Annotated in this window: 12 protein-coding genes; 5 read left to right on the top strand and 7 right to left on the bottom strand. The window is 50.6% G+C overall.

What is annotated here, in order from left to right; translation table 11 throughout:
* The first annotated feature begins 216 nt into the window (after window positions 1-216).
* From ACYVK4_RS30130 to ACYVK4_RS30115, 4 genes are all read left to right on the top strand, one after another.
* Entirely contained in the window at window positions 217-3,996 is a 3,780-nt protein-coding gene (locus tag ACYVK4_RS30130; RefSeq protein ID WP_461131302.1) for a PAS domain S-box protein, read from the top strand.
* Window positions 3,997-4,029: 33 nt separating this feature from the next.
* Window positions 4,030-5,133, top strand: coding sequence for a hybrid sensor histidine kinase/response regulator (locus tag ACYVK4_RS30125; protein WP_461131301.1), 1,104 nt, complete (start codon window positions 4,030-4,032; stop codon window positions 5,131-5,133).
* 208 nt (window positions 5,134-5,341) lie between these two features.
* Window positions 5,342-9,547: a sensor histidine kinase gene (locus ACYVK4_RS30120; RefSeq protein ID WP_461131300.1), complete on the top strand. Its 4,206-nt coding sequence runs from the start codon at window positions 5,342-5,344 to the stop codon at window positions 9,545-9,547.
* A gap of 171 nt (window positions 9,548-9,718) precedes the next feature.
* Window positions 9,719-11,515 (top strand): ABC transporter ATP-binding protein, encoded by a 1,797-nt coding sequence (locus tag ACYVK4_RS30115; RefSeq protein ID WP_461131299.1) that lies wholly within the window; start codon window positions 9,719-9,721, stop codon window positions 11,513-11,515.
* A 65-nt stretch (window positions 11,516-11,580) separates the two neighbouring features.
* On the opposite strand, the gene ACYVK4_RS30110 is transcribed toward ACYVK4_RS30115, so the two are convergent.
* The 5 genes from ACYVK4_RS30110 to ACYVK4_RS30090 all read right to left on the bottom strand — a co-directional run bounded on the left by ACYVK4_RS30110 (window position 11,581) and on the right by ACYVK4_RS30090 (window position 19,964).
* A complete protein-coding gene (locus ACYVK4_RS30110) occupies window positions 11,581-13,029 on the bottom strand; it encodes a DUF1501 domain-containing protein (RefSeq protein WP_461131298.1) in 1,449 nt (482 codons plus the stop codon).
* Window positions 13,030-13,127: 98 nt separating this feature from the next.
* Entirely contained in the window at window positions 13,128-16,334 is a 3,207-nt protein-coding gene (locus ACYVK4_RS30105) for a DUF1553 domain-containing protein (RefSeq protein WP_461131545.1), read from the bottom strand.
* A gap of 42 nt (window positions 16,335-16,376) precedes the next feature.
* Window positions 16,377-17,330 carry a sugar ABC transporter substrate-binding protein gene (locus ACYVK4_RS30100; RefSeq protein WP_461131297.1) on the bottom strand — a complete coding sequence of 318 codons (954 nt, stop codon included), beginning with the start codon at window positions 17,328-17,330 and terminating at the stop codon, window positions 16,377-16,379.
* 84 nt (window positions 17,331-17,414) lie between these two features.
* Window positions 17,415-18,401 carry an ABC transporter permease gene (locus ACYVK4_RS30095; protein ID WP_461131296.1) on the bottom strand — a complete coding sequence of 329 codons (987 nt, stop codon included), beginning with the start codon at window positions 18,399-18,401 and terminating at the stop codon, window positions 17,415-17,417.
* Window positions 18,402-18,464: 63 nt separating this feature from the next.
* Entirely contained in the window at window positions 18,465-19,964 is a 1,500-nt protein-coding gene (locus ACYVK4_RS30090; protein WP_461131295.1) for a sugar ABC transporter ATP-binding protein, read from the bottom strand.
* A gap of 200 nt (window positions 19,965-20,164) precedes the next feature.
* Here ACYVK4_RS30090 and ACYVK4_RS30085 point away from each other — a divergent pair, with 200 nt between their 5' ends.
* Window positions 20,165-20,956, top strand: a complete 792-nt coding sequence (locus tag ACYVK4_RS30085) for an MBL fold metallo-hydrolase (protein WP_461131294.1) — start codon at window positions 20,165-20,167, stop codon at window positions 20,954-20,956.
* Between the two features lie 162 nt (window positions 20,957-21,118).
* Here ACYVK4_RS30085 and ACYVK4_RS30080 read toward each other — a convergent pair whose 3' ends face one another.
* Together ACYVK4_RS30080 and ACYVK4_RS30075 are read right to left on the bottom strand one after the other, a co-directional pair.
* Window positions 21,119-21,616: a dihydrofolate reductase gene (locus ACYVK4_RS30080; RefSeq protein ID WP_461131293.1), complete on the bottom strand. Its 498-nt coding sequence runs from the start codon at window positions 21,614-21,616 to the stop codon at window positions 21,119-21,121.
* Between the two features lie 68 nt (window positions 21,617-21,684).
* Window positions 21,685-22,695 carry a polysaccharide deacetylase family protein gene (locus ACYVK4_RS30075; RefSeq protein ID WP_461131292.1) on the bottom strand — a complete coding sequence of 337 codons (1,011 nt, stop codon included), beginning with the start codon at window positions 22,693-22,695 and terminating at the stop codon, window positions 21,685-21,687.
* Window positions 22,696-22,768 lie beyond the last annotated feature (73 nt).

The following is a 22,768-nucleotide window of genomic DNA, read 5'->3' as shown; positions in this document are numbered from 1 at the left end:
GATAGTACTCTTTTCGCTTACCTACTCAACAAAAATTTACTGGTTAATGGAGGTGCCAATAATCTGGCCGCCCCGGTATTTATATGGCTATTACGGCTGTTTGGGCTTGTTGTTAAATATGAAAACTAATTTATACAGATATATCTTTATTTTAGCTCAAATAGTTGATAATAAACGGGTTAGTTATACGAATAAAATAGCATTGTTCGAGTTAGCATGAAGAAGCTTCTACAAGCATGGTTTAATACATCCATACAGGGGGTAGCCTTTGTTGAGCCCATTCATGACCATCAGGGAGATATAATTGATTTCCGGTATCAATTGGTCAATTCGGCGTTTGCCCGTTTTGCCCGTCTCTCAGAGGAAGAATTACGAGACCCATTGATAAATAAGAATTGCTCGCCAACCTACGAAAGCGACTTTTTTCAGCTTATGGTGGCTGTTTGGCAAACAGGTGAAACGCATCAGTTCCTCAAACAGTACGAGCATGATGGGGAAGAGACATGGCACGATGTGACGCTGGTCCGCATGGATGATCAGTTGATGATCAACGTCCATGATGTTAGTGAACAGCAAAAGTCGGAGCGTATGCTAAAGCGACGGCTGGCCCTGGAATCGACCATCTCGGCCATTTCGAGTCGGTTCGTTAACGTAACGGATGCGGATGCCGATCCCTGTATTGTTCACGCGCTCGGGCAAATCAGCGGCCATATTGGTGCCGAACGGGCCTCTGTTTTTCTGTTTTCCGGCGAATGTCCTGGCGGACATTGCATACACGAATGGTGTGATACAGGAGTTCCTTCCCGAAAAGAAACGGTGGGGGTTAGACCCGGTAACTGTTTTGACTGGACACGCTCGAAGCTGGAAAGTGGACAGATCATTCAACTGCAAGTCGATAAACTTTCTTCAGAAGCACTTGAAGAGAAGGCTTTTCTTGAATGTATTGCGGCTAACTCGATGATTGCAGTGCCCCTGATCCAGGAGGGAAAAACGCAGGGTTTTATCGGTTTTTATGCGATCAATAAAGCCCAGAACTGGGATAAGAATGATATCTCGCTGCTGGAGACTTTTACCATTCTGACGGCAAATCTGCTCTATCGCCTTCAGCAGGAAACGGCCATCAGACGAGCCAATGATCGGCTGGAGGGTTTACATGCCATTGATCAGGCCTTGCTGAGCTACCGGTTGGCTGACCAGTCGCCACTTTTGATTGCCATGAGGTATATGCATTTCATGGTGCCCTGCGACCGGATAACCGTATTTCAACTTCAGGAAGCCACCAGCCAGGCCGTTGTCAAATGCCGGATCGTTGCCGGGCAGATAGAGGTTTACTCCGGTCTGGACGTATCGTCCCAGCATTTTTATGACAAATTTGATAGACGCCAAACGGAAAATCAGCTCATTTACCGGCCGAATCTGGATGAAGAAGATTCCCATGAGCCTGCCGTGTTAGCATTGTATGAACTGGGCATTCGTTCGCTGGTTGTTATTCCGCTGTTCAGCCGGAAAGAACTAATCGGTGCGTTTACACTGGCATCTGTAACCCCTTATTTTTTTTCTGAGGAACACATTGGGATTGCTCAGGAGTTAGCCAGTCCGCTGGCTATTGTGCTGTATCAGCAACAACTGGATGATCAGATCAATGCTTATACGCAGCAACTGGAACAGCGGGTGCAAGAACGCACCCGTGAAATCAGGCAGCTGTCAACCCTGCATCAGGCTATATTGAAACATGCCGGTCATGCCATTGTATCAACCGATATGTACGGTGTCATTCAGACGGCCAATCAGGCGTCTGAAAGCCTGCTCGGATATGGGGTTGACGAACTCATTGGCCTGATGGCGTATCAAACTTTAGGGCCACCCGAAAATCCGGTTCCCTATATTACGCATCAGGTTCCCGGCGATTTACCTCCTTCAGCGGGTGTTATTGGGGAGAGTCTTATGACCCAGGGCTATTTTTATGGTGAGTGTGTAGTTTGTGATAAATATGGTCGGGAGATTCCTATTCTGATGACGGTCAGTTCGTTATATGACGATGACAACACCCTGATCGGTTATGTTAGCATCTCTACTGATATATCAGCGCTCAAAACAGCTGAAGCGGAGCTAAAACAGATAAACCAAAAGCTGAATGCTGTTTTTGAAGGAGCCATTGACCTGCACTGCATTACCGACCTGAAGGGTAATTTTCAAAACGTTAACCGAGCCTGGGAAGTAACGCTGGGCTACTCGGCCGCAGAACTTGACGGCCTTTCGTTTAATGACGTATTGCGGGACAACGAACGCCTGTTGTCGCGTCAGGAGTTTCAGGCACTGAACAATAATGAATCCATCCACAGTCAGGTGGATCAGTTTCGAAAGAAAGATGGTACCACCTGTACCCTGGAGTGGAATGCCGTGCGGATTGATGACAATATCTATGCGTCGGCCCGCGATATTACCGAACGGCAGCAGACAGAAGTGCAGCTTCGAATGCTGAACCAACGGCTTCAAGTTGCTACCCAGGCCGCCAAACAGGGTATCTGGGAGTTTGACGTCAAGCAGAATCGGTTAACCTGGGATGACCGTTTGTGGGAGCTTCATGGCAGGACGCCCGTTCTTACTGACTGGAATTTTGAACAGTTTTTAACGATTGTTCATCCAGACGATCTGAACGTCTTTATGAAGGCGAGCACTCAGCCCGATGCCGACGATAGACTAACCAACGTGGCCCGTATTATCCGGCCGGATGGGGCAATTCGGTACATGGAGACCAGTGGGCTCATCATTCGGGATGAAGCCGGTAAACCCCTGAAAATGATTGGCGTTGTCTGGGACATAACGGAACGTAAGCTGGCCGAAGATGCCCTGCGGGAAAGTGAACAGCGGTTCCGGGAGATTGCCGAAAACGTTGATGAGATTTTCTGGATTCATTCGGCCCAGCCTTTTCATCTGTTGTACCTGAATCCAGCTTACGAACGGGTCTGGAAAAATGGGTTTGCTCAGTTGCACCAGAATCCCTATGCGTTTATAGACACCATACATCGGGAAGACCAGCCCGCGGTCTGGCAACTTCTTGAGCAATATAAACGCGGCACCGAAGGAGAATTATACTTTCGGCAGCAGGAGCCGGGCGGTGTTGTCCGCTGGCTATTTGTTCGGACGTTTATGATCCGGAATGCAATAGGGGAGCTTATTCGTCACATTGGAATCATTAACGATGTAACCAGCCAGAAAGAGAAGGAGTTAGTCCTGCAAGAAACGTTACAGCGCGAACAGCAGCTGAATCAACTTAAATCGCAATTCGTTTCGACGGCCTCACATGAATTCCGTACCCCACTGGCTACGATTCAGTCAAGCGTCGATTTGATTCGACTTTATCTGGATCTACCCTCCCAAAGCGCCCGACAATCGATTCAGAAACACCTGGGTGTCGTTGAAAAAGAGATTGACCAATTCAGTGTTTTGTTAAGCGACATCTTAATGATTGGGACAATTGAATCGGGAAAGGTGAGTTTCAACCCCAAATGGGTTGATATTGTCTCTGTTTGTGAGTCAATTATATCTACTCACTTTAGTCATCGGGAAGACAAACGCTGTGTTCGCCTGGTGGTGAAAGGTACCCCTTGTCCGGTTTACCTGGATACTAAACTGATCAGTCATGTAATTGTCAATCTGCTCTCCAATGCCTTTAAATTTTCCTCTCAGGACCCTGCTTTGCACTTGAGCTTCAAGGAGACAAGCCTCGTTTTGCAGGTTATCGATAAGGGCATTGGCATACCGGCTACAGAGTTAGCGACGCTATTTCAGGCGTTTTTCAGAGCTAGTAACACGGCAGGTATTCCCGGCACAGGATTGGGGTTGGTTATTGCCCGGCAGTTTGTTGAACTCCACGGTGGTCAGCTCACCATCGATAGTGAAGAGCGAAGCGGTACAACCTGCACCGTAAGAATTCCAATTGAAGAGACCAATGACCTGTCCGAACCGTTGAACGATACCAATTATAACACCTAGTCAAATCAATCATTTATAATCAATACAATAGAGATGTCCACTCAAATCTTAGTTGTTGAAGACGATACCCAGATTCGGGAAAACATAACAGAAATGCTAACGCTACATGGGTTCCAGGTAGAAACAGCGGTTAATGGCAGGGAGGGTATCAGTCAGGCATTATTACACCCCCCCGACCTGATTCTTTGTGATATCATGATGCCGGAAGTAGATGGTTATCAAGTACTGGACGTTGTGCGGAACAACCGGCTAATTGCCAATATTCCCTTTATCTTTTTAACTGCCAAAACAGAGCCTGCCGATATGCGCCGGGGTATGGTACAGGGCGCTGATGATTATTTGACGAAACCCTTTACCCTGAATAACCTGCTGCATACGATTGAAAGCCGGTTGCAGCGGGAGGCTTTGCGTAAGTCGGAGTTGAAGGCGCAGCTGGAAGGATACAGGCATAACCTGGCTTCCGTAGCGGTTCATGAGTATAATACTGCCCTCACCGGTATCATCGGTTTTTCGTCTATGTTGATCGATCAGCATCAGCAATTTGATGGCGAAGAAACAATATCGATGATGAAAATGATCAAGGCCTGCGGCTTACGGCTAAAACGGTCATTGGATAACATTCAGCTGATGGATACCTTGCAGCAGACCAGCCCGGCGGATCCCGGTTATGTTCATTACTCAAGCGGCAATGCATGGATTACCGTGCCGATGCTTGAGGGTTATGTACTGGACATTGAGCAGCGGCAGGATCGACATATGGTTTGCCACTTTGATATAGAAAGTGCTCAGGTTGCCATCGCTGAAGCTAATCTGCAAACCTGTTTAATCGAACTGATCGACAATGCCTTCAAGTTTTCGAACCCTGGAGCGAGCATTTTCATGAAAGGAGAGCTGATTGATTCGGGCTATCAGATCGCTATTACAAACCACGGACAGGTTTTCAGGGAGGAGGATAGAGCAAATATTGCCCCCTATAAACAGTTTGACCGTATTCAGTATGAGCAACAGGGCTTTGGACTGGGATTGGCCATCGTCAAAAGGCTCGTTGAGCTGAACAATGGTCGCTTATCGATTAATAGCCCTTCACCTGGGGTAACAACCGTGGCGCTTTGGTTACCAGTCTGGAGTTCCCAATAAATTAAAATAAACAGGCCACCTCTGTACGTCGATGCGGGGGGTATTTGATTGATAGCCGATTCAGGACTGTATGTTTAGTTACGGCCTTTGCCGATAACACAGACAACGGGCTGAGTCAGGAGTAAGGAATGTACTGTTGTGTATCAGGTCGAATGATTGATGTCCTTTCACATCAATACATTTTCAATAAACGCCAATTGTTAAGTTAATGCGTAAGTCTAATCAACCGGGTAAGTTTATTCATGAAAGCAGCGATGGCTTTGTTGAATCTAATTTACGGATCGACGATCTTCCCGATTTACCCATTGGCGTACTTGTCTGTCAACCGATCTGGTCAGAAACCGGCCATATTATCAATGTAACAATTACCTATTGTAACGCCTTTGCCTCTTCACTTATCGGCATTCCCCGATCCCGAAAGAGCCTTCTTTCGAGTTACGAGAGTCCTTATCTGAAGCGATTATACAAGCAGGTCTGTACGGTAATGGAAACGGGGACATCCCTAACCATTGAATCGTATGAGAAGGACATAGGAGGCTGGCTGGAGAGCTCTATTGCCCGCAAGAAGGATAGTTGTCTGGTTTACATACAAAATAACAAGACAGAAAAGTATAAGGACAACCTGCAGCGCAGACTCGATCTGGAATCAATTATTTCAAAAATGTCGAGTCGTGTGCTGGCCATTTCCTCTCAGGGGCTGAATGCGTTCATCCATGAATCGTTGGCTCAGGTCGGGTCATACAACAAAGCAGACCGAGCCTATATATTCGATTATTCACTGGACAAGAAGGAAATGAACTGCACCCATGAATGGTGTGCAGAAGGTATTCCATCACAACTGGATGTTCTCCAGAAAGAACCTACCCGCTTTTTCCCCTGGTGGCATCAAAAAATGATGAACCAGGAAACGATCCGGTTAATATCCCTCGACGATTTGCCCAATGATGCCGTAAACGAAAGGGAAAGTCTTGAAGAGCAAGGCGTTAAATCGTTATTGGTGGTGCCGCTGGTATTCGATAATAACCTGGTCGGATTCGTTGGCTTCGACGCGGTCCGGGAGCCACGCCAGTGGGATGAAAATGATGCCGATTTATTGAAGACGTTCTCGTCGCTGGTGGTAACGGCAACGAACAGGGTAACACGTGAACAAATGCTCGAGCGGGTTAATAAGCGCCTGACGGGTCTGAATCGAATCAGTCATGCTTTACTCACAAGTCGGTTGCGTGAGGAGCATCCGGATCTGACGGCGTTGAAACATATCTATGATATGATTCCCTGCGAAGTGGGTATTGTCTTTCGCATCGATAGTACCGGTCAGGTGGCCCGTACCGAAAGCCTGATGCGACGCGGCAGGCTGGAAAAATGGTCGGAGGTCTCACTCGCTGTCAAGTACCTTTCTCATACAGTGTTATCCCGTGGTAAGGAGATGCTGATAAACCGGTTGAAAGCCAATACGCGAGGGTTTCCTGACGACTTTAATCCATATGCATGGGGTCATCGATCGATGCTGGCCGTACCCCTGTTTGCCAATCAGCAATACGTGGGCTTGTTGGTTCTGTTAGATAAGGTACCTGATTTTTTTACGAAGGAGCATGTGCTGATTGCCCGGGAAGTGGCCGGGCAGTTGTCTATTTTGCTGGTGCAGGAGGAGGCCAGTCAGCAGCTGGCTACACAGGCCAGAGAACTGAACGAAAGTAACCAGCTATTACAGGCTATTATTGATACAAGTCCAACTGGGTTAGCCCTTCTGGAACCCGTCTATAAGGACAACGAAATCGTTGACTTTAGGTACAAACTGAATAACCCGACCAGTGCCACCATTACCGGATTAGAGCGGAACGCGATGCCTGGGCAGCCGCTGCTCACGCTATTCCCGCATTTGTACCAAAACGGGCTGTTCAGGAAAATGGTCTCGGTCGCGCTTACCGGTGTATCAGAACACGTGCAAATACTGGATGAGCTTCCCTATAGAAAATTCTGGGGTGATTTTTCGCTTGTTCGGGTGGGTGATAATATTCTGTTTACGGTAAATGATATTACACCGTTGAAACTGGTGGAGGAGCAGCTTCGGCAAACTAATTCGGAGCTTGAAAAGCGGGTGGCCGAGCGCACATCCGAAATTCAACAGCTATCGGCCCTTCAGCGGGCTATTCTGAAATACGCTGGTCTTGCCATTGCAGCAACAAATACCGATGGCATCATCCAATTGGTGAATCCGGCCCTGGAAGCAATTACGGGCTATAGGGCCGATGAGTTGGTTGGTCAGCATACCCCCGGTGTGTTAAGGGACCCGGCGTTTCATTTGCCACAAATTGATGAATTAGTACCTGCCCTGGGCGAAAGCACGGCTGTGGGCGAAGGTATTATTACCACCTATATAAAAAAGCATAACTTCTTACGGCGGGAAAATATGCTGCTCACGAAGGAGGGGCGGCAGATTCCGGTTATCTCAACCGTAAGCGGGTTGTATGATGAGCAGGAAAAACTGATCGGATTTGTCGATATAGCCATGGACATCTCCTACCTGAAAACGATTGAACAGGAATTAAAACAGGCCAATCAGCGGAGTCAGTTTGCCACCAAAGCCGGAAAGCTGGGTGTTTGGGAGTGGAATTTACTGACCAATGAACTTATACTCGACGAGAATTTCTTCAGATTGTTTGGTCTGCCTGTCGATACCCCCATTTACCGAATTGACGATTTGGCGCAGATTGTTCACCCCGATGATCTTGCCTATTTTAATGCCCACGTGGCTGAAATTATTGAAGGTCAAAAACCATTCGATGTTGAGTTTCGGGTTATTCTGCCTACTACAAAGACCATTCATTACATTAAGGCCGATGGGTTAATTCTGCAGGACGAGAGTGGTCAAAATAGCCAGATCGTTGGCGTTGTTCGTAACCGAACGGCTAAGCGCCAGTCAGAGCATGCGTTGCGTGAGAGTGAAAAACGGTATCGATTTCTGGTTGATCACCTAAAAGAGGTGGTGTTTCAGACAGATTCAAATGGGTTGTGGATCTATTTGAATCCGGCCTGGGAACAGATTACGGGTTTCTCGATCAATGGTTCCCTTGGCAAGTATTTCCTGGACTTTATTGTGCCGGAAGACCGTTCCGACATGCTGAAGTTATTTGGGAAAATTACGCCAACCCAAAAAATGCAGATCAACCATGTGGTTCGGTATAGCCATAAAGAGGGCGGATACAGGTGGATAGATATGTTTGCCCAGGTCATGCTTAACGATTACAACGAAGTGACGGGTATAACCGGTACGCTGACTGATATTACAGAACGTAAAAATGCCGAGGAAGCCATTATTGAGAGTGAGCAGCGGTTTCGGGATATAGCCGAAAACGTCGATGAGATTTTCTGGATTCGGGATCTTAACGAACCCAGGTTTATCTACATGAATTCGGCTTATGAAAAGTTTACGGGGCAGGTAGCTAGTGATCTGTATAAAAACCCCCTTCTGTTCCTAAATTTCGTTGTTGAGAAAGACCGGGCCAAAGTGATGGACTTTTTTGTGCATAGCAGGAATAACACTGCTTTTGAATTCAGCGCGTGGCACCAGGATGGAACTCTCCGGCATATGAGCGTTCAGGTATTTACCGTAAGAGATGAACTTGGCGAGTTGAAACGCCGAATAGGGGTAGCTACCGATATTACCGCAGCCATCGAAAAGGAACAGATACTTGAAGAATCCTTAAGCAGGGAGCGAATGCTGAACACCCTTAAATCGCAGTTTATTTCAACCGCTTCACACGAATTCAGAACGCCATTAGCCGCCATTAATTCGAGTGTGGAATTAGTGAAGCACTATGTCAATATGAACACAGCGGCAACGACTGCGCTGATCAATCAGCATATTGATAAAATCGGTAAAAAGATATTTCTACTGAATGACTTAATATCAGATACACTAACGATCAGCAAGATTGATGAGGGGAAAATTGATGTGGCCATAGAGCCCGCCAGCCTGACGGATCTGTGTGAAGAAACCGTTAAATTTTATTTTAGTGATCGGGAAGATCGGAGAATGGTCGAGATGGCGGTGATTGGTCAGGCGGTAGCGGTAAATGTTGACAGAAAATTGATGGAGCATATTCTGATGAATCTTTTGTCGAATGCGTTCAAGTTCTCAACCAAAAATCCTGCGTTGACCATTCGTTTTGGTCAAAACGAAGCCACTGTTACCATAACCGATAAAGGTATCGGCATACCCGAAAAAGATATTCCCGGTTTGTTTAGCAAATTTTTCAGGGCAAGTAATGCCACATCTTTCCAGGGCACGGGCCTGGGGCTGGCGATCTGTCAGGAATACATACTCCTGCAGAAAGGGCGCATCGATATTGAAAGTACAGTCGGTGTTGGTACCAGCTTCAGAGTGACGCTGCCATTCGCTGAGACAACATGATCTTGCCAGGGTAGACCGATAGCTAAGCGCCCGACATAAAATCGTTAACATTCGCCCCCTTCGGAATTATCCGGCGGCATAATCGTTAAGGAGATAGGTACTTTATTGATACTGGTTAAGGTTCGGTCAACCCTGGCTGTTGCCTTCCCTCTACAACATCCGTTTCTGTCTATGCAACTATTGTACTCTTACCTGCGCCACTATTGGGGGCTGCTTATTCTGGCCTTGTTTCTTGCCGCCATCAACCAGGTCTTCTCCTTACTCGACCCCTACATCTTTCGAAAAATTATTGACCAGTATGTAGTTAAGCCGGGCGGTGGCCTGGTCGATATCAACTTCTGGAAGTTCCTCGGCGACGGAGCCGGCATCCTGATTTTACAGGCACTGGGTGTGGCCATGGTGAGTCGCATTGCCAAGAACTTTCAGGATTATTACGTCAATGTCATTACCCAGCGCCTGGGAGCCAAACTATACACCGATGGGCTTCGGCACTCGCTGGAACTGCCCTATCAGGTCTTTGAAGATCAGCGGTCGGGCGAAACGCTGGGCAAACTACAAAAGGTTCGGGCCGATGTTGAGAAGCTGATCCAGTCGTTTGTCAACGTGCTGTTTACTTCGGTGGTCGGCATAATTTTCGTGATGTGGTACGCTACAACGGTCTATTGGCCCATTGCACCCGCTTACTTTCTCACGATTCCCTTGCTGGGTTTTGTGAGTTCACTTCTGAGCAAAAAGATCAAAGTCGTTCAAAAGACCATCGTAGCCGAAACAACAGCGCTGGCGGGTTCCACCACCGAGAGCTTACGCAACATCGAACTGGTGAAAAGTCTCGGGCTGGCCCAGCAGGAAACCGAACGCCTGAACGCCACTACGGATAAAATACTACGGCTGGAACTCAAAAAGGTGAAGTACATTCGCTCGCTGTCCTTTATTCAGGGCACGTTTGTGAACCTGCTGCGCAACGCCATTATGCTGCTCATGCTGTTTCTGGTGGTGCAGGGGCGCATTACGGTAGGGGAGTTCTTCTCGCTCTTCATTTACTCGTTTGCCATCTTCGGTCCGTTGCAGGAACTGGGTAATATCATTAACGTATATCGGGAAACGGAAGCATCGCTGGCCAACTTCCAGCAAATTCTCGACACCCCCCGCGATGTGAAGCCACTGCATCCGCAGGCCATCAACAAGATCAATACGTTTGCCTTTGAAGGGGTGCGTTTCAAGCACCTGTCTGCCGACTTACCTGCCCTCGACGGTATTTCGTTCACGGCCAAACTGGGCGAAACCATTGCCTTTGTCGGGCCGTCGGGTTCGGGCAAAACAACCCTGGTCAAATTACTGGTTGGCCTGTATCAGCCGTTGGCGGGTCGGATATTATACAATAACATTCCCGGCTCAGACATCAACCTCGATGAGCTGCGCGAGCAGATCGGCTTCGTCACGCAGGACACGCAGCTTTTTGCCGGCACCATTCGCGAAAATCTTCGCTTTGTCGCACCCCAGGCCACCGACGAAGAGTGTTTAACAGCCCTGCATCAGGCCGCAGCCGATACGCTACTGAACCGCGCTCCGCAGGGACTCGACACGGTGATTGGTGAAGGGGGCGTAAAGGTTTCCGGCGGGGAAAAGCAGCGACTGAGCATTGCCCGCGCTCTTCTGCGCAAACCCACGCTGCTCGTATTCGACGAAGCGACCTCGGCGCTGGATTCTCTGACAGAGGAGGAAATTGGTAAAACAGTACGCCAGCTATCGGGCTCCCGGCAGCACATTACCATCTTAATTGCCCACCGCCTGAGCACGATTCTACACGCCGACCGGATCTTCGTTCTGGAGCGCGGACACGTTGCCGAGCAGGGTGCCCACGCGGAATTACTGGAACAAAAAGGGCTGTACTACGCCATGTGGCGGCAGCAAATCGGTGAGCGGAAGGAAATTTCAGTGCCCGCACAGAAGCCAATGGCTATGAATTGAGAAAAATGAATACCCGCGCTGGCGCAAGGTTCTGGCCTTGCGCCAGCGCGGCCAATTAAGTTCGCCTAGGCTAGAATTCCTTTCACCAATTTTCCTTCTACATCCGTCAACCGGAAGCGTCGCCCCTGAAATTCATAGATGAGCTTTTCGTGGTCGACGCCCAGTAGGTGGAGCAGCGTGGCCTGGAAATCATGCACGTGTACCGGATTATGAGCTACATTGTAGCCGAACTCGTCGGTTTCGCCGTAGGTAATGCCGGGTTTTACGCCCCCTCCCGCCATCCACATCGTGAAGCAGCGCGGGTGATGGTCGCGACCGTAATTGTCTTTGGTCAGTTTTCCCTGCGAGTAGTTGGTTCGGCCGAACTCGCCCCCCCAAACGACAACCGTATCATCCAGCAAACCGCGTTGCTTGAGGTCCTGTACCAGTGCCGCCGATGCCTGATCGGTGGCTTTGCACTGCTGCGTTATGCCCGCCGGAAGCCCCCCGTGCTGATCCCAGCCCTGATGATAGAGCTGCACAAACTTAACATCACGTTCCAGCAACCGTCGCGCCATCAGGCAATTTGCAGCGAAAGTACCGGGATTTCGGGATTCAGGGCCGTACAGATCAAAAACCCAGTCCGGCTCCTTGGAGAGGTCGTTTACGTCCGGTACCGACGTTTGCATTCGGAAGGCCATCTCATACTGAGCAATGTGGTTAGCTACCTCGGGGTCGCCGTAAATCTCTTCCTGCACCTGATTCAGGTCTTTCAAGGCATCGAGCATATACCGCCGGTCGGCTGTTGTGTAGCCTCCGGGGTTGTTGAGGTAAAGCACGGGGTCGGCTCCCGACCGGAACTGCACGCCCTGATGCCGGGAGGGTAAAAAACCGTTGCCCCACAAACGGGCATAGAGAGGTTGATCCTTGGGTGCATCTTTCGATACCAGAACGATGAAGGCGGGCAGGTTTTCGTTGGCGCTGCCTAGTCCGTAACTCACCCAGGCACCAATGCTGGGTCGTCCGGCCAGTTGATTGCCGGTCTGGAAAAATGTCAGCGCCGGGTCGTGGTTGATCTGCTCCGTATACATCGACTTGATGAAACACAGGTCGTCGGCTACTTTGGCCGTGTAGGGCAGCAGTTCACTGAGCCAGGCCCCACTTTTACCATGCTGGGCAAATTGATAAGGTGGACTCACCAGCGGGAGAGCCGATTGCTGGGCGCTCATGCTCGTTAACCGCTGCCCTTTTCGTACCGACTCCGGCAGGTCTTTCCCATGCATTTGTTTAAGGTAGGGCTTATAATCGAATAGCTCCAGTTGGGAGGGACCACCGCTCTGGCACAGATACACGACCCGTTTGGCCTTCGGCGGGCGATTCGGGACGGTTAATGTCTCCTGTGCGTTCGGCGTGGAGAACAGGTTCTGTGGTAACAACGCTCCCAATGCCACGGAGCCTAAGCTCAGTGAGGCTTTGGTCAGAAAAGACCGTCGGTTAAACGTATCAGCCAGATGTTGCGCTAGTTTCTCACTCATTGTTTAGCTTGTAATGCCGAGCGTCGGCCCGGCGACCGTCCCGGTCGGGAGTGTATGATGTTTAACGGCTCATTTCCCGACCGGACGGTCGGCGCTACTTAATGCTTAGTAACGAAGGCTTCGGAATTCATGACGGTACTGGCAACAACGGCACCGGCGGCCAGCATGGGTTTATTCAGTTTGTCATCGGGTTTATGCTCGCCAGCTTGCAGCCAGCCCTTCATTTTGTCCGGACTCTGGGTGAATTTTTGCTGTTCATGTTTATAAAGCCGGGTCAGTATGGCCAGTTCTTTTGCGGTTGGTTTACGGCTGGCGAGTAGTCTGAAAACCTGTGTTAGCTGATCGGGCAGCGTTTTGTATTCCGTAAAGGCGCGTTCGGCAACGACTTCGGCGGCTTCTACAAACTGCGGGTCGTTGAGGAGAATCAGCGCTTGCAGGGGCGTACTGGTCTTTTGCCGCTGAACAACACAATAACTGCGCGAGGGAGCATCGAAGGTATTCATGGACGGTGGCGGATTGGTCCGGCGCCAGAAGGTGTACAGACTGCGCCGGTATAAGCTTTCGCCTTTGTCCTGCTCATAAGTCGTATTGTTGACCGCCCACAGGCCTTCGGGCTGGTAGGGCTTCACGCTGGGACCGCCCATCTTTTTCGAGAGAAGTCCACTGGCCGCCAGAGCGTTATCCCGAATCATTTCGGCCGACAGTCGTGAGATAGGCCCACGAGCCAGCCATACATTCTCCGGGTCTTTGGCTAACGCTTCGCGCGTAACGCGGGACGACTGGCGATACGTGGCCGACATCACAATCAGCTTTTGCATCCCTTTCATATTCCAGCGATCCGTCGGACTGCCGTTTCCTTCCCGAAACCGAATGGCCAGCCAGTCGAGCAGTTCGGGATGGGTAGGCAGGCCGCCCTGATTCCCGAAGTTGTTAGCTGATTTCTGAAGGCCAGTCCCGAAATAGGTCTGCCAGTAGCGGTTAACCACCACACGGGCCGTCAGGGGGTTCGCCGGGTCCAGTAACCATTTGGCCAGACCCAGCCGATTACGGGGCAGCTCGGGCGAGAAGGGCAAAACACTTGCCGGTACATCGGGACGAACTTGTGTCCCGTGGGCGTCATATACCCCGCGTTTGAGAATGAAGGTGGGCCGGGGCGTTTTCATATCCTCCATCACCATGATCTCCGGAATGGGCTCGACGATACTGTTCCGTTCGGCCCGTAGTTTTTGCAGGGCTGCCAGTTGCTGCTGGTAGGCTACTGACTGATGGCTGAAGTAATACTGCTTCATCGGGTCGCCTTTCAGGGGCGTCACCTGCGCCACCGATTGCGCCAGTGCCTGCACTTCGGGCGCGGAAAGCGTTCGATTATACACAACCAGTTCATCGACGAGGCCTTTCTTGAAGCCTGGCCCCCGCATATCGGCCCCAACCATGAGGCCGGTCTGTTTTCCGTTGAACAGAATGTCTTTATAGAGATTGTCTTTTTCGGTAAGGAGAGCTGCTTCCTGCCCATCCACATATAACCGCAGGCCGTTTGCCTTGCTCGACCCGTCGTAGGTCATGGTTAAATGAACCCATTTTTCCTTAGGTAATGCCTGTCGACTGATGCGGACAATGCTGTTGTAGGGCCATGTGTGCGCCATCAGGACTTCCGCTTTGTCGTCGCGGAGATTCAGGAAATACCCCCGGAAATTATACAGAATATCGCCATTGCCTTTGTGTACCAGAGCCGCTTTCGACACATCTTTCGGAATGTTGACCCAAACGCCAATTGAAAACGGCTGCGAACGGTTAAAGACACCCGCTTGTCCCAGCGTCAGAATATCGTCGCCATTGGATTGAAAGGCGTTTCCTGACTTACCCGGAACGACAACCGGATCGAGCACCTTGCCGCTGTCTTTGGCACTCACCTCATTGACAAACCGACCCTTCACCAGCTTGTCGAAGGTAAAGTGGGCCTGTATTCCTTTTTTAGCGTCAAAGGGTACCGTATTCGTTCGAGCCTGCCATTGGTTGAAGGCTCCCTGTTCAGCCGCTATTGTTTGTTTCAACCCCTGTTCGGCGGCTTTTATCTTGGTGTCGAGAAAGGCCAGCAGGCTATCCTGTTTGGGCTGGGTTAGCAGCATGGTAGGCACCGGCATGGCATCATCCCAGGATATTTGCCCGGCTTCGTCCACGTTGTTGAAGAAGGCGAAGAGGCTGTAATAATCCTTCTGCGAAATGGGGTCAAATTTATGGTCGTGACAGCGGGCGCACTCCACCGTGAGCCCCATTAGTGCCGTTCCGAGGGTGTTGGTACGGTCGGCCACGTATTCAACCCGGAACTCTTCGTTGATAATGCCGCCCTCCATATTCTGGGAATGGTTCCGGTTGAAGGCCGTTGCCAGCCGCTGTTCAGGAGTGGGGTTAGGCAGGAGGTCGCCCGCCAGTTGCCAGGTGATAAACTGGCTGAAGGGGCGGTTCCGGTTAAAGGATTGAATGACCCAGTCGCGCCAGGGCCACATGGGGCGGTATCGGTCCACGGTATAGCCGTGTGTATCGGCGTACCGGGATACATCCAGCCAGTCGACCGCCATCTTCTCGCCATAATGTTTCGAGTTCAGCAACCGATTCACCACCTTTTCGTAGGCATTGGGCGATGTATCGGCCAGAAATGCGTCTGTTTCGGCCAGCGTAGGAGGGAGGCCGGTCAGGTCGAGGGTTACCCGGCGCAGGAGGGTTTCCTTATCGGCTTCGGGTGATGGCTTCAGCCCTTTCTCTTCCAGTTTGTTCAGGATGAAATAATCAATTGGGTTTTTGGGCCATTTCGTGTCTGTTACGGTTGGTAACGCTGACGGTTGCGGGTTAATGAGTGCCCAGTGAGGTTTATATTCAGCGCCCTGTTCGATCCACTTAACAAGAACGGCTTTTTCGTAGGTGGTCAACACCCGGTTCGACGCTTTTGGCGGCATCATGTCGTGTTCGTCGGTCGTCACGATGCGGTGGTAGACTTCACTGTTGGCCAGATCGCCGGGAACGATGGCGTGTTTCCCTTTGGCCTTTTTCAGCGCGGCCATGGCTCCTTCGGGCGTGGCTAGTTCAAGCCCTGCTTTCTGGCTGTTTTTATCCGGTCCGTGGCAGAAGAAACATTTATCCGAAAGAATCGGCTTAACGTGCAGATTGTAATCAATGGTTTCGGGCAGCTTATCGTCCAGTTGCGCAATCTCAGCTGGTTTATCGACCCCACAACTTTGCAGGAATAGGACCAGGCTGAAATAGCCAATGCCGGTAAGACGTCGAATGCGTTGATATATCACCCTGGGCATTTCCATTTTAACAGGTTAATTACACGTTCCTACCAAATATACCTACTTTAAAAATTTGCTCAAATTATCTTTTGTAACCAGTTGAAAGGGCACAAGTGTTTCTTTGTCAAACGGTTGTCCTTTTGCGGCCTTGATGGCCGTTTCAATGGCTTTGGACCCCTGCTGCTCGGCGTTCTGAAAAACGGTAGCGTCCAAAGAGCCTTTTTTAACCGCCTGAAGCGCGTCGGGAATGGCGTCGATACTCACCACAATGACCTTGTCTTTCATCCCCGCATCGGTCAGGGCTTTTACGGCTCCCAGGCCCATTTCGTCGTTATGGGCAAAAACGGCGTTGATCTGCGGACCAAACGACTGAATCCAGTTCTCCATGAGTGCCATTGCTTTGGCCCGGTCCCACTCGCCGGTTTGGTTGGCAATGAGTTTGATGTTGGGGTATTGCTTCAGCACTTCCTTTGCCCCCTGCTCCCGCTTTATCTGCGCGGCCTGACCCATGTAGCCATGCATCATCACCACGTTTCCTTTACCGCCCAGTTTCTCAGCAATGTATTTCATGGCAATTCGGGCCGATTCGACATCATCGGAACCGACAAAGGCCGACGGTTTGGTACTTGTTTCGGAATTGACGTTGATGATCGGAATCTTTGCCGCCAATGCTTTTGCCACGGCCGGAGAGCTGGCTTCCACCTCGCACGGGTTCATGATGATGGCATCGACTTTTTGGGCAATAAAGCTCTCGACCTGTTCGACCTGTTTCAACGCCGACCGTTCCGCATCGACCGTAATAAACTCAATCCCGGCTTCCTCCGCTTTCTTGCTCATTTCGTCGTGAACATTCACGATAAATTCGTTCTGCATGCTGAGCATAGTAGCCCCTACAACGAGTTTTTTGCCGCCGTCATCCGTCGTTTTTTCTGTTGAGGTGGATTGACTACAGCTTGTCAGCAGAACAGTAAGGGAAAGGGTAGCGGTGATAAAAGGTATCGAAAGACGTTTCATGTTGGTTTTTAAGTTGTACCAAACAGCCAGAGGCTGTCTGAGGTGAAGGCAAGGCAAACAGCCAGTGGCTGTCTGGTACATAAATTATCCCTTAGTCGATTGATTCATACTGTCCAGCACCACGGCGCCAATGATGATGGCCCCCATCACGACCTGCTGGTAATACGAGGTGACGTTCATCAGGTCCAGTCCGTTGCTGATGACGCCAATGAGCAATGCACCCAGCAGGGTTCCCGTCATGGTGCCGGTGCCGCCCGAGGTGCTGGTGCCGCCAATAATAGCCGCAGCAATGGCATCCAGTTCGAATCCCGTTCCGGCATTGGGCTGGCCGGTTGTGATGCGCGATGTTAGCAGAATGCCCGCTAAAGCCGCCAGCCCGCCACAAAGTGTGTAAACGACCATTTTAACCTTGTTCAGTTGAATACCGGATGCGTTGGCCGCCAGTTCGTTGCCGCCAACGGCGTAGATATAGCGACCCAAAACGGTTCGTTTGAGGATAATGGAACAGACGATAAACAGCATAATCAGAATAAGGATCAGTGTTGGTACGCCCAGGATTTTACCACCCCCCAGGAAATTGAACGAGTCGGATAAGTTGGATACCGGACGGCCTTTGCTCAAAATTAACGCCAGCCCCCGGCCAATGGTCATGGTACCGAGGGTGACAATGAAAGGCGGTACTTTGCTGCGCGTGATGATGAAGCCGTTAAACGCCCCGAACAGCAGTCCGGCGGCCAGACCCGCGAGCACAGGAACCACAACCGGGTAAGTGTCCGGGTGGGCGAAGGAAGCCGCCACGACGCCCGTAACCGCCACCATGGAGCCAATGGACAAATCGATGCCGCCAGCTATGATAACGAACGTGACACCAAAGGCCAGCAGGGCATTGATGGACACCTGCGTCACGATGATCATGAGGTTCTGGACTGTCAGAAACTTAGGGGTGACGAGTGTAAGCACCAGACAGATCACTATAAACGCAATAAAAAGGCCGTACTGACCAAGGCGTCGGATGCCTGACGGGTAAGAGGTTGCGGTGTTTGGGAAAAATGGCGTACTACGCTTCTTCATCGATAGTGGGTAATGAGGTAATGTAATCAGGCTGTATTGAATACTCAGAAACTAGTGTATTGGTCAGGGTTGCATGGCATATTGCAGAATGGTTTCCTGCGTGGCATCGGCCCGTGACAGCATGGCGGTTTGCTTTCCCTTCGACAACACCATCACCCGGTCGCTCATGCCGAGTATTTCGGGTAGTTCCGATGAGATCATGATGACTGCCAGGCCTTTATCGGTCAATTGGTGAATCAATTTATAAATTTCCGCCTTAGCCCCCACGTCGATGCCCCGCGTGGGTTCATCAAGGATGATCAGGTCTGGCTGCGAAAGAAGCACTTTGCCGATAATTACTTTTTGCTGGTTGCCTCCGCTCAGAAACGTCACGGGCTGATCGGGGCTGGACGCTTTTATACGCAGGTCAGCCATCATTGTCTCGGTGGTAGCGATCTCGCTTTGAGGTTGGATAAACCCGCCTTTAACATGACGGGCTAAACTGGCCAGGGTCATGTTGTGGCTAACCGATAAGCGGGGAATAAAGCCAAACACTTTCCGGTCTTCGCTCACATACCCAATACCTTGCCGAATGGCCTCGTGCGGAGACCGGATGGCAATCTTTTTGCCTCTCAGATAGAGGTCACCCCCGCTGATCTTATCCAGACCGAAAATAGCGCGGGCGATCTCCGTTCGTCCGGCACCCATCAGCCCCGCAATGCCCAGCACTTCTCCGGCATGAACCTGGAAGGTAATGTCTGTAAATTTGCCTTCGCTGCTGAGGTTGTTAACGGAGAAGACTTCTTCTCGCATTGGGCTGGCTTTTTCCGGAAATAAGGTGTCTATTTCCCGGCCAACCATAAGCGTTATCAACGAATCGGCGTCGAGTTCGGCGGCTGGTTTGGTCACGATGTACTTGCCGTCCCGCAACACGGTAATGGTATCGGCGATGGCGAAGATCTCATCCATCTTGTGGGAGATGTAGATGATGGCGACGCCCTGAGCCGTCAGTTCGCCGATGATGCGGAACAGCGTCGCCACTTCGTGGTCGGTCAGTGCCGAAGTGGGTTCATCCATGATAATGACTCTGGCGTTGTTGGAAATGGCTTTGGCAATTTCGACCATCTGCATTTCGGCCACGCTCAGGTACTTCATTTTCAGGTTGGGCCGGATGGTGAGGCCCATTTGTTTCAGCAACTCATCGGCCTGTTGGGTAATTCGGCGGTCGTCCAGCCAGCTAAAGAGGCTACCACTGGTTTCGCGGCCCAGAAAGATGTTCTGGGCAACGGTCAGTTCGGGAACGGCCAGAATTTCCTGATGGATCATGGACAATCCTTTTTTGAGGGCATCACTAACGTTGCTGGTGTCCAGCACCTGTCCGTCAAAGATAATTTCGCCGTCGTCCGGTGTTAATAGGCCAATCAGCACTTTCATGAAAGTCGACTTCCCCGCGCCGTTTTCGCCCATCAACGCATGAACTTCGCCCGCCCGAACGCTCAGTTGGACATTATCCAGCGCTTTCACCCCCGAAAATGTTTTCGTAAGTCCAGATACCTTAAGAATGTACTCGTGATGGGTTGACATAGTGACTAATGGCGGCTCTAAAGCCTACAAGACAGTTTATGCCAAATTTTACCCGAAAAATGGGCTTTGGGGTTTTATTTCAAGCTTGTCGCTGCCGGGGGGCTACCATCGGTTAAGTCGCGGCAGGCCGATAGCGGTACTCCTTCTATGATTGCCGAATGGCTAAAACAATCCCTAAAAAGCTGTTTATTTGTAGTATTATGGAATTGTTTTTTACCTCATTAAACTCAGGCAGCAACGGTAATTGCTATTACGTTGGAAATGAACGGGAAGCTGTTTTGATCGACGCTGGAATTTCCTGCCGGGAAACCGAACGTCGGATGGAGCGGCTCGGCTTATCGCTGCAAACCGTAAAAGCCATTTTTGTTTCCCACGAACACGGCGACCATATCCGGGGTATTCCGCAACTGGCCAAAAAATACCAGATTCCTGTTTTTATCACACCGGGTACGCTGAACAATTCAGGCTTACCGCAAACCGGTTTCCCCCTTCGGCCCCTGCGCGGTTACGAGCCGGTCTGGATTGGCGAACTCTGCATTACGGCTTTCCCAAAGCTGCACGATGCCTCCGATCCGCATAGCTTTCTGGTGGCCGGACGCGATACCAAAGTGGGCGTCTTTACCGATATTGGCGCCCCCTGCGAACACCTTATTCATCATTTTAAGCAGTGTCATGCCGCTTTCCTGGAAGCGAATTATGACGAGGACATGCTGGAAAAAGGCCGGTATCCGTACTTCCTCAAAAATAGAATTCGCGGGGGGAAGGGACATCTTTCCAACCAGCAGGCGCTGGACCTCTTTCGAACGCACAAGCCCTCCTTCATGAGTCATGTGCTGTTGTCGCACTTATCGAAAGACAACAACTGCCCCCAACTCTCAAAAGATCTGTTTACCCAATATCAGGAGGGTACTGAGGTTATCGTTGCCTCCCGCTTTGAAGAAACGCCGGTGTTCTCTGTCAGTGCCACCGCCAGTCTGGCGCGGTTGAATTAGACCAATTCAGATCGTTCGCTGCCGGTAGCTGGCGCGGGTATTTACCGCACAGGGCCCCTGTCGTACCTTCTCATAATGCAAGCCGGTCCGGCGTCCCGGTTAGTTTACGCCAGTAAATACGGACGAGATAACTGGCACGGGTAAATACCCGTGCCAGTTACTCTATACCTTTTCATACTCCACAAAATCAAAGGCAGCGGCATGGCGCTCATCGGTGGGGTGCGGTTGTCGGCTGACCTCGGTCCACTCGCTTTTGTCGAAGGTTGGGAAATAGGCGTCGCCTTCGTAATTCCGGTGAATTTCAGTCAGATATAGCGTTGTGGCTATGGGCAAGGCCATTTTGTAGATCTCGGCCCCGCCAATCACGAAAATCTCGTCGGTGGCTCCATCTGCTTTTTTCGCTTCTGCAAGGGCATCCTCAAGGGTGTGTACAACGAGGGTACCCGCTGCGGTGAAGTTCGTGTTTCGGGTAATAACGATGTTGGTACGGTTGGGCAGCGGCTTGCCGAGCGCATCCAGCGATTTACGACCCATGATAATGGGGTGATGGCTGGTTTTGCGTTTGAAAAACGCGTAGTCGTCGGGCAAATGCCAGGGCATATCGTTATTACGACCGATAACGCCGTTTTGTGCAACCGCAGAGATTAGACTGATCTTCATAAATCAAAAGAGTGAAAGAGCGAATGCGCGAAAGAGTGAAAGAGTGGTTAGCCGGCGGAATCGCGCTTTCACTCTTTCATTCTTTCGCTCTTTTTTTTACGTCGTTCCATTAACTCGCGCCAAGTGGTGACGATGATGCCTTCTTTTTGAACAAAGGCTTTCAGAGCCGGGTCCATCATGGCCAGCATATCGCCTTTGCGCGATTGCCCTGAGTTACTGATTTGTTCGAATGTGGCGCTGGGGGCTGTGCAGTGCATGATAATGTACGTTAAGCCCGGTTTTGCTGAGTTCAACAGTTCGATGAACTTCTGTGTTTTATATTTCTGTAACGCTTCGTCCGTTTTTGGCGAGCCAGCCGGTAAATTCCAGCCGTAGCTTGTGCCATCAAGATCGTCCATAACGGGTAGGCCCGCATCCCAGAGTTGTTTGCCGATTTGCTGAACCATCTGCTGCATAGGAGCCGGTATGTTGTTGGCCTTGAAGATCAGCGATGCGTGCCCGGCCGGAAAAAGAATCGGGATTTTTTCTTCGATGGCTACTTTCGCATAGCGCATGATGAATTTAGGATCGAAGAGCGTTCCCATATGCGAATCCATGTGGGTGGGTTCCAGCCCAAACGACCGATAGCGAGCCAGTTGGGCCCGAACCTCGGCTTCTACCTCGTCGGCCGATGCGTGTTCAGCTACCTGAGCCACTGAGTGCCAGAATGCACCCTGCTCATCATATAAGCCGGGCGCTTTTGCCTTCCCCACCAATGGCGACCACCGGTAGCCGTTCCATTCCGACGTCAACGTCAGGTGAACACCTGCATCCATGTTTGGATGGGTTTTCAGGTAGTCGAAATAATGGGGCACCCAACTACAGGGCATCATAATGCTGGTTGAACTGGCAATGCCTTTATCCATCGCATTCATCGTCCCCACGTTCGATTCGTAGCTCATTCCGGCGTCATCGACGTGGAAAATGACAACCTTCTTCCCTTTCGGGAAGCCCAGTTTCTCGGCGTAGGTTTCATTCTGGGCGTTGGCGGTCAACTGGTTGAGCATGGTAAGCAAAAGACAGTAAAGAAGTCGTTTCATGCTGGAATGGTTTAGGAGTACGGAAGGCAAAGACATATAGCGCATAGGTCTTACTAATGGCTTACATCCTTCG

The organism is Spirosoma aerophilum, from assembly GCF_054782495.1.
Note: the sequence above shows the minus strand (reverse complement) of the source record. Positions and strands in the feature narration are given on the sequence as shown.

Bases quoted from the DNA above. Each gene is read 5' to 3' on its own strand.
- ACYVK4_RS30130 (WP_461131302.1), top strand. From the start codon at position 217: ATGAAGAAGCTTCTACAAGCATGGTTTAATACATCCATACAGGGGGTA.
- ACYVK4_RS30125 (WP_461131301.1), top strand. From the start codon at position 4,030: ATGTCCACTCAAATCTTAGTTGTTGAAGACGATACCCAGATTCGGGAA.
- ACYVK4_RS30120 (WP_461131300.1), top strand. From the start codon at position 5,342: ATGCGTAAGTCTAATCAACCGGGTAAGTTTATTCATGAAAGCAGCGAT.
- ACYVK4_RS30115 (WP_461131299.1), top strand. From the start codon at position 9,719: ATGCAACTATTGTACTCTTACCTGCGCCACTATTGGGGGCTGCTTATT.
- ACYVK4_RS30110 (WP_461131298.1), bottom strand. From the start codon at position 13,029: ATGAGTGAGAAACTAGCGCAACATCTGGCTGATACGTTTAACCGACGG.
- ACYVK4_RS30105 (WP_461131545.1), bottom strand. From the start codon at position 16,334: ATGCCCAGGGTGATATATCAACGCATTCGACGTCTTACCGGCATTGGC.
- ACYVK4_RS30100 (WP_461131297.1), bottom strand. From the start codon at position 17,330: ATGAAACGTCTTTCGATACCTTTTATCACCGCTACCCTTTCCCTTACT.
- ACYVK4_RS30095 (WP_461131296.1), bottom strand. From the start codon at position 18,401: ATGAAGAAGCGTAGTACGCCATTTTTCCCAAACACCGCAACCTCTTAC.
- ACYVK4_RS30090 (WP_461131295.1), bottom strand. From the start codon at position 19,964: ATGTCAACCCATCACGAGTACATTCTTAAGGTATCTGGACTTACGAAA.
- ACYVK4_RS30085 (WP_461131294.1), top strand. From the start codon at position 20,165: ATGGAATTGTTTTTTACCTCATTAAACTCAGGCAGCAACGGTAATTGC.
- ACYVK4_RS30080 (WP_461131293.1), bottom strand. From the start codon at position 21,616: ATGAAGATCAGTCTAATCTCTGCGGTTGCACAAAACGGCGTTATCGGT.
- ACYVK4_RS30075 (WP_461131292.1), bottom strand. From the start codon at position 22,695: ATGAAACGACTTCTTTACTGTCTTTTGCTTACCATGCTCAACCAGTTG.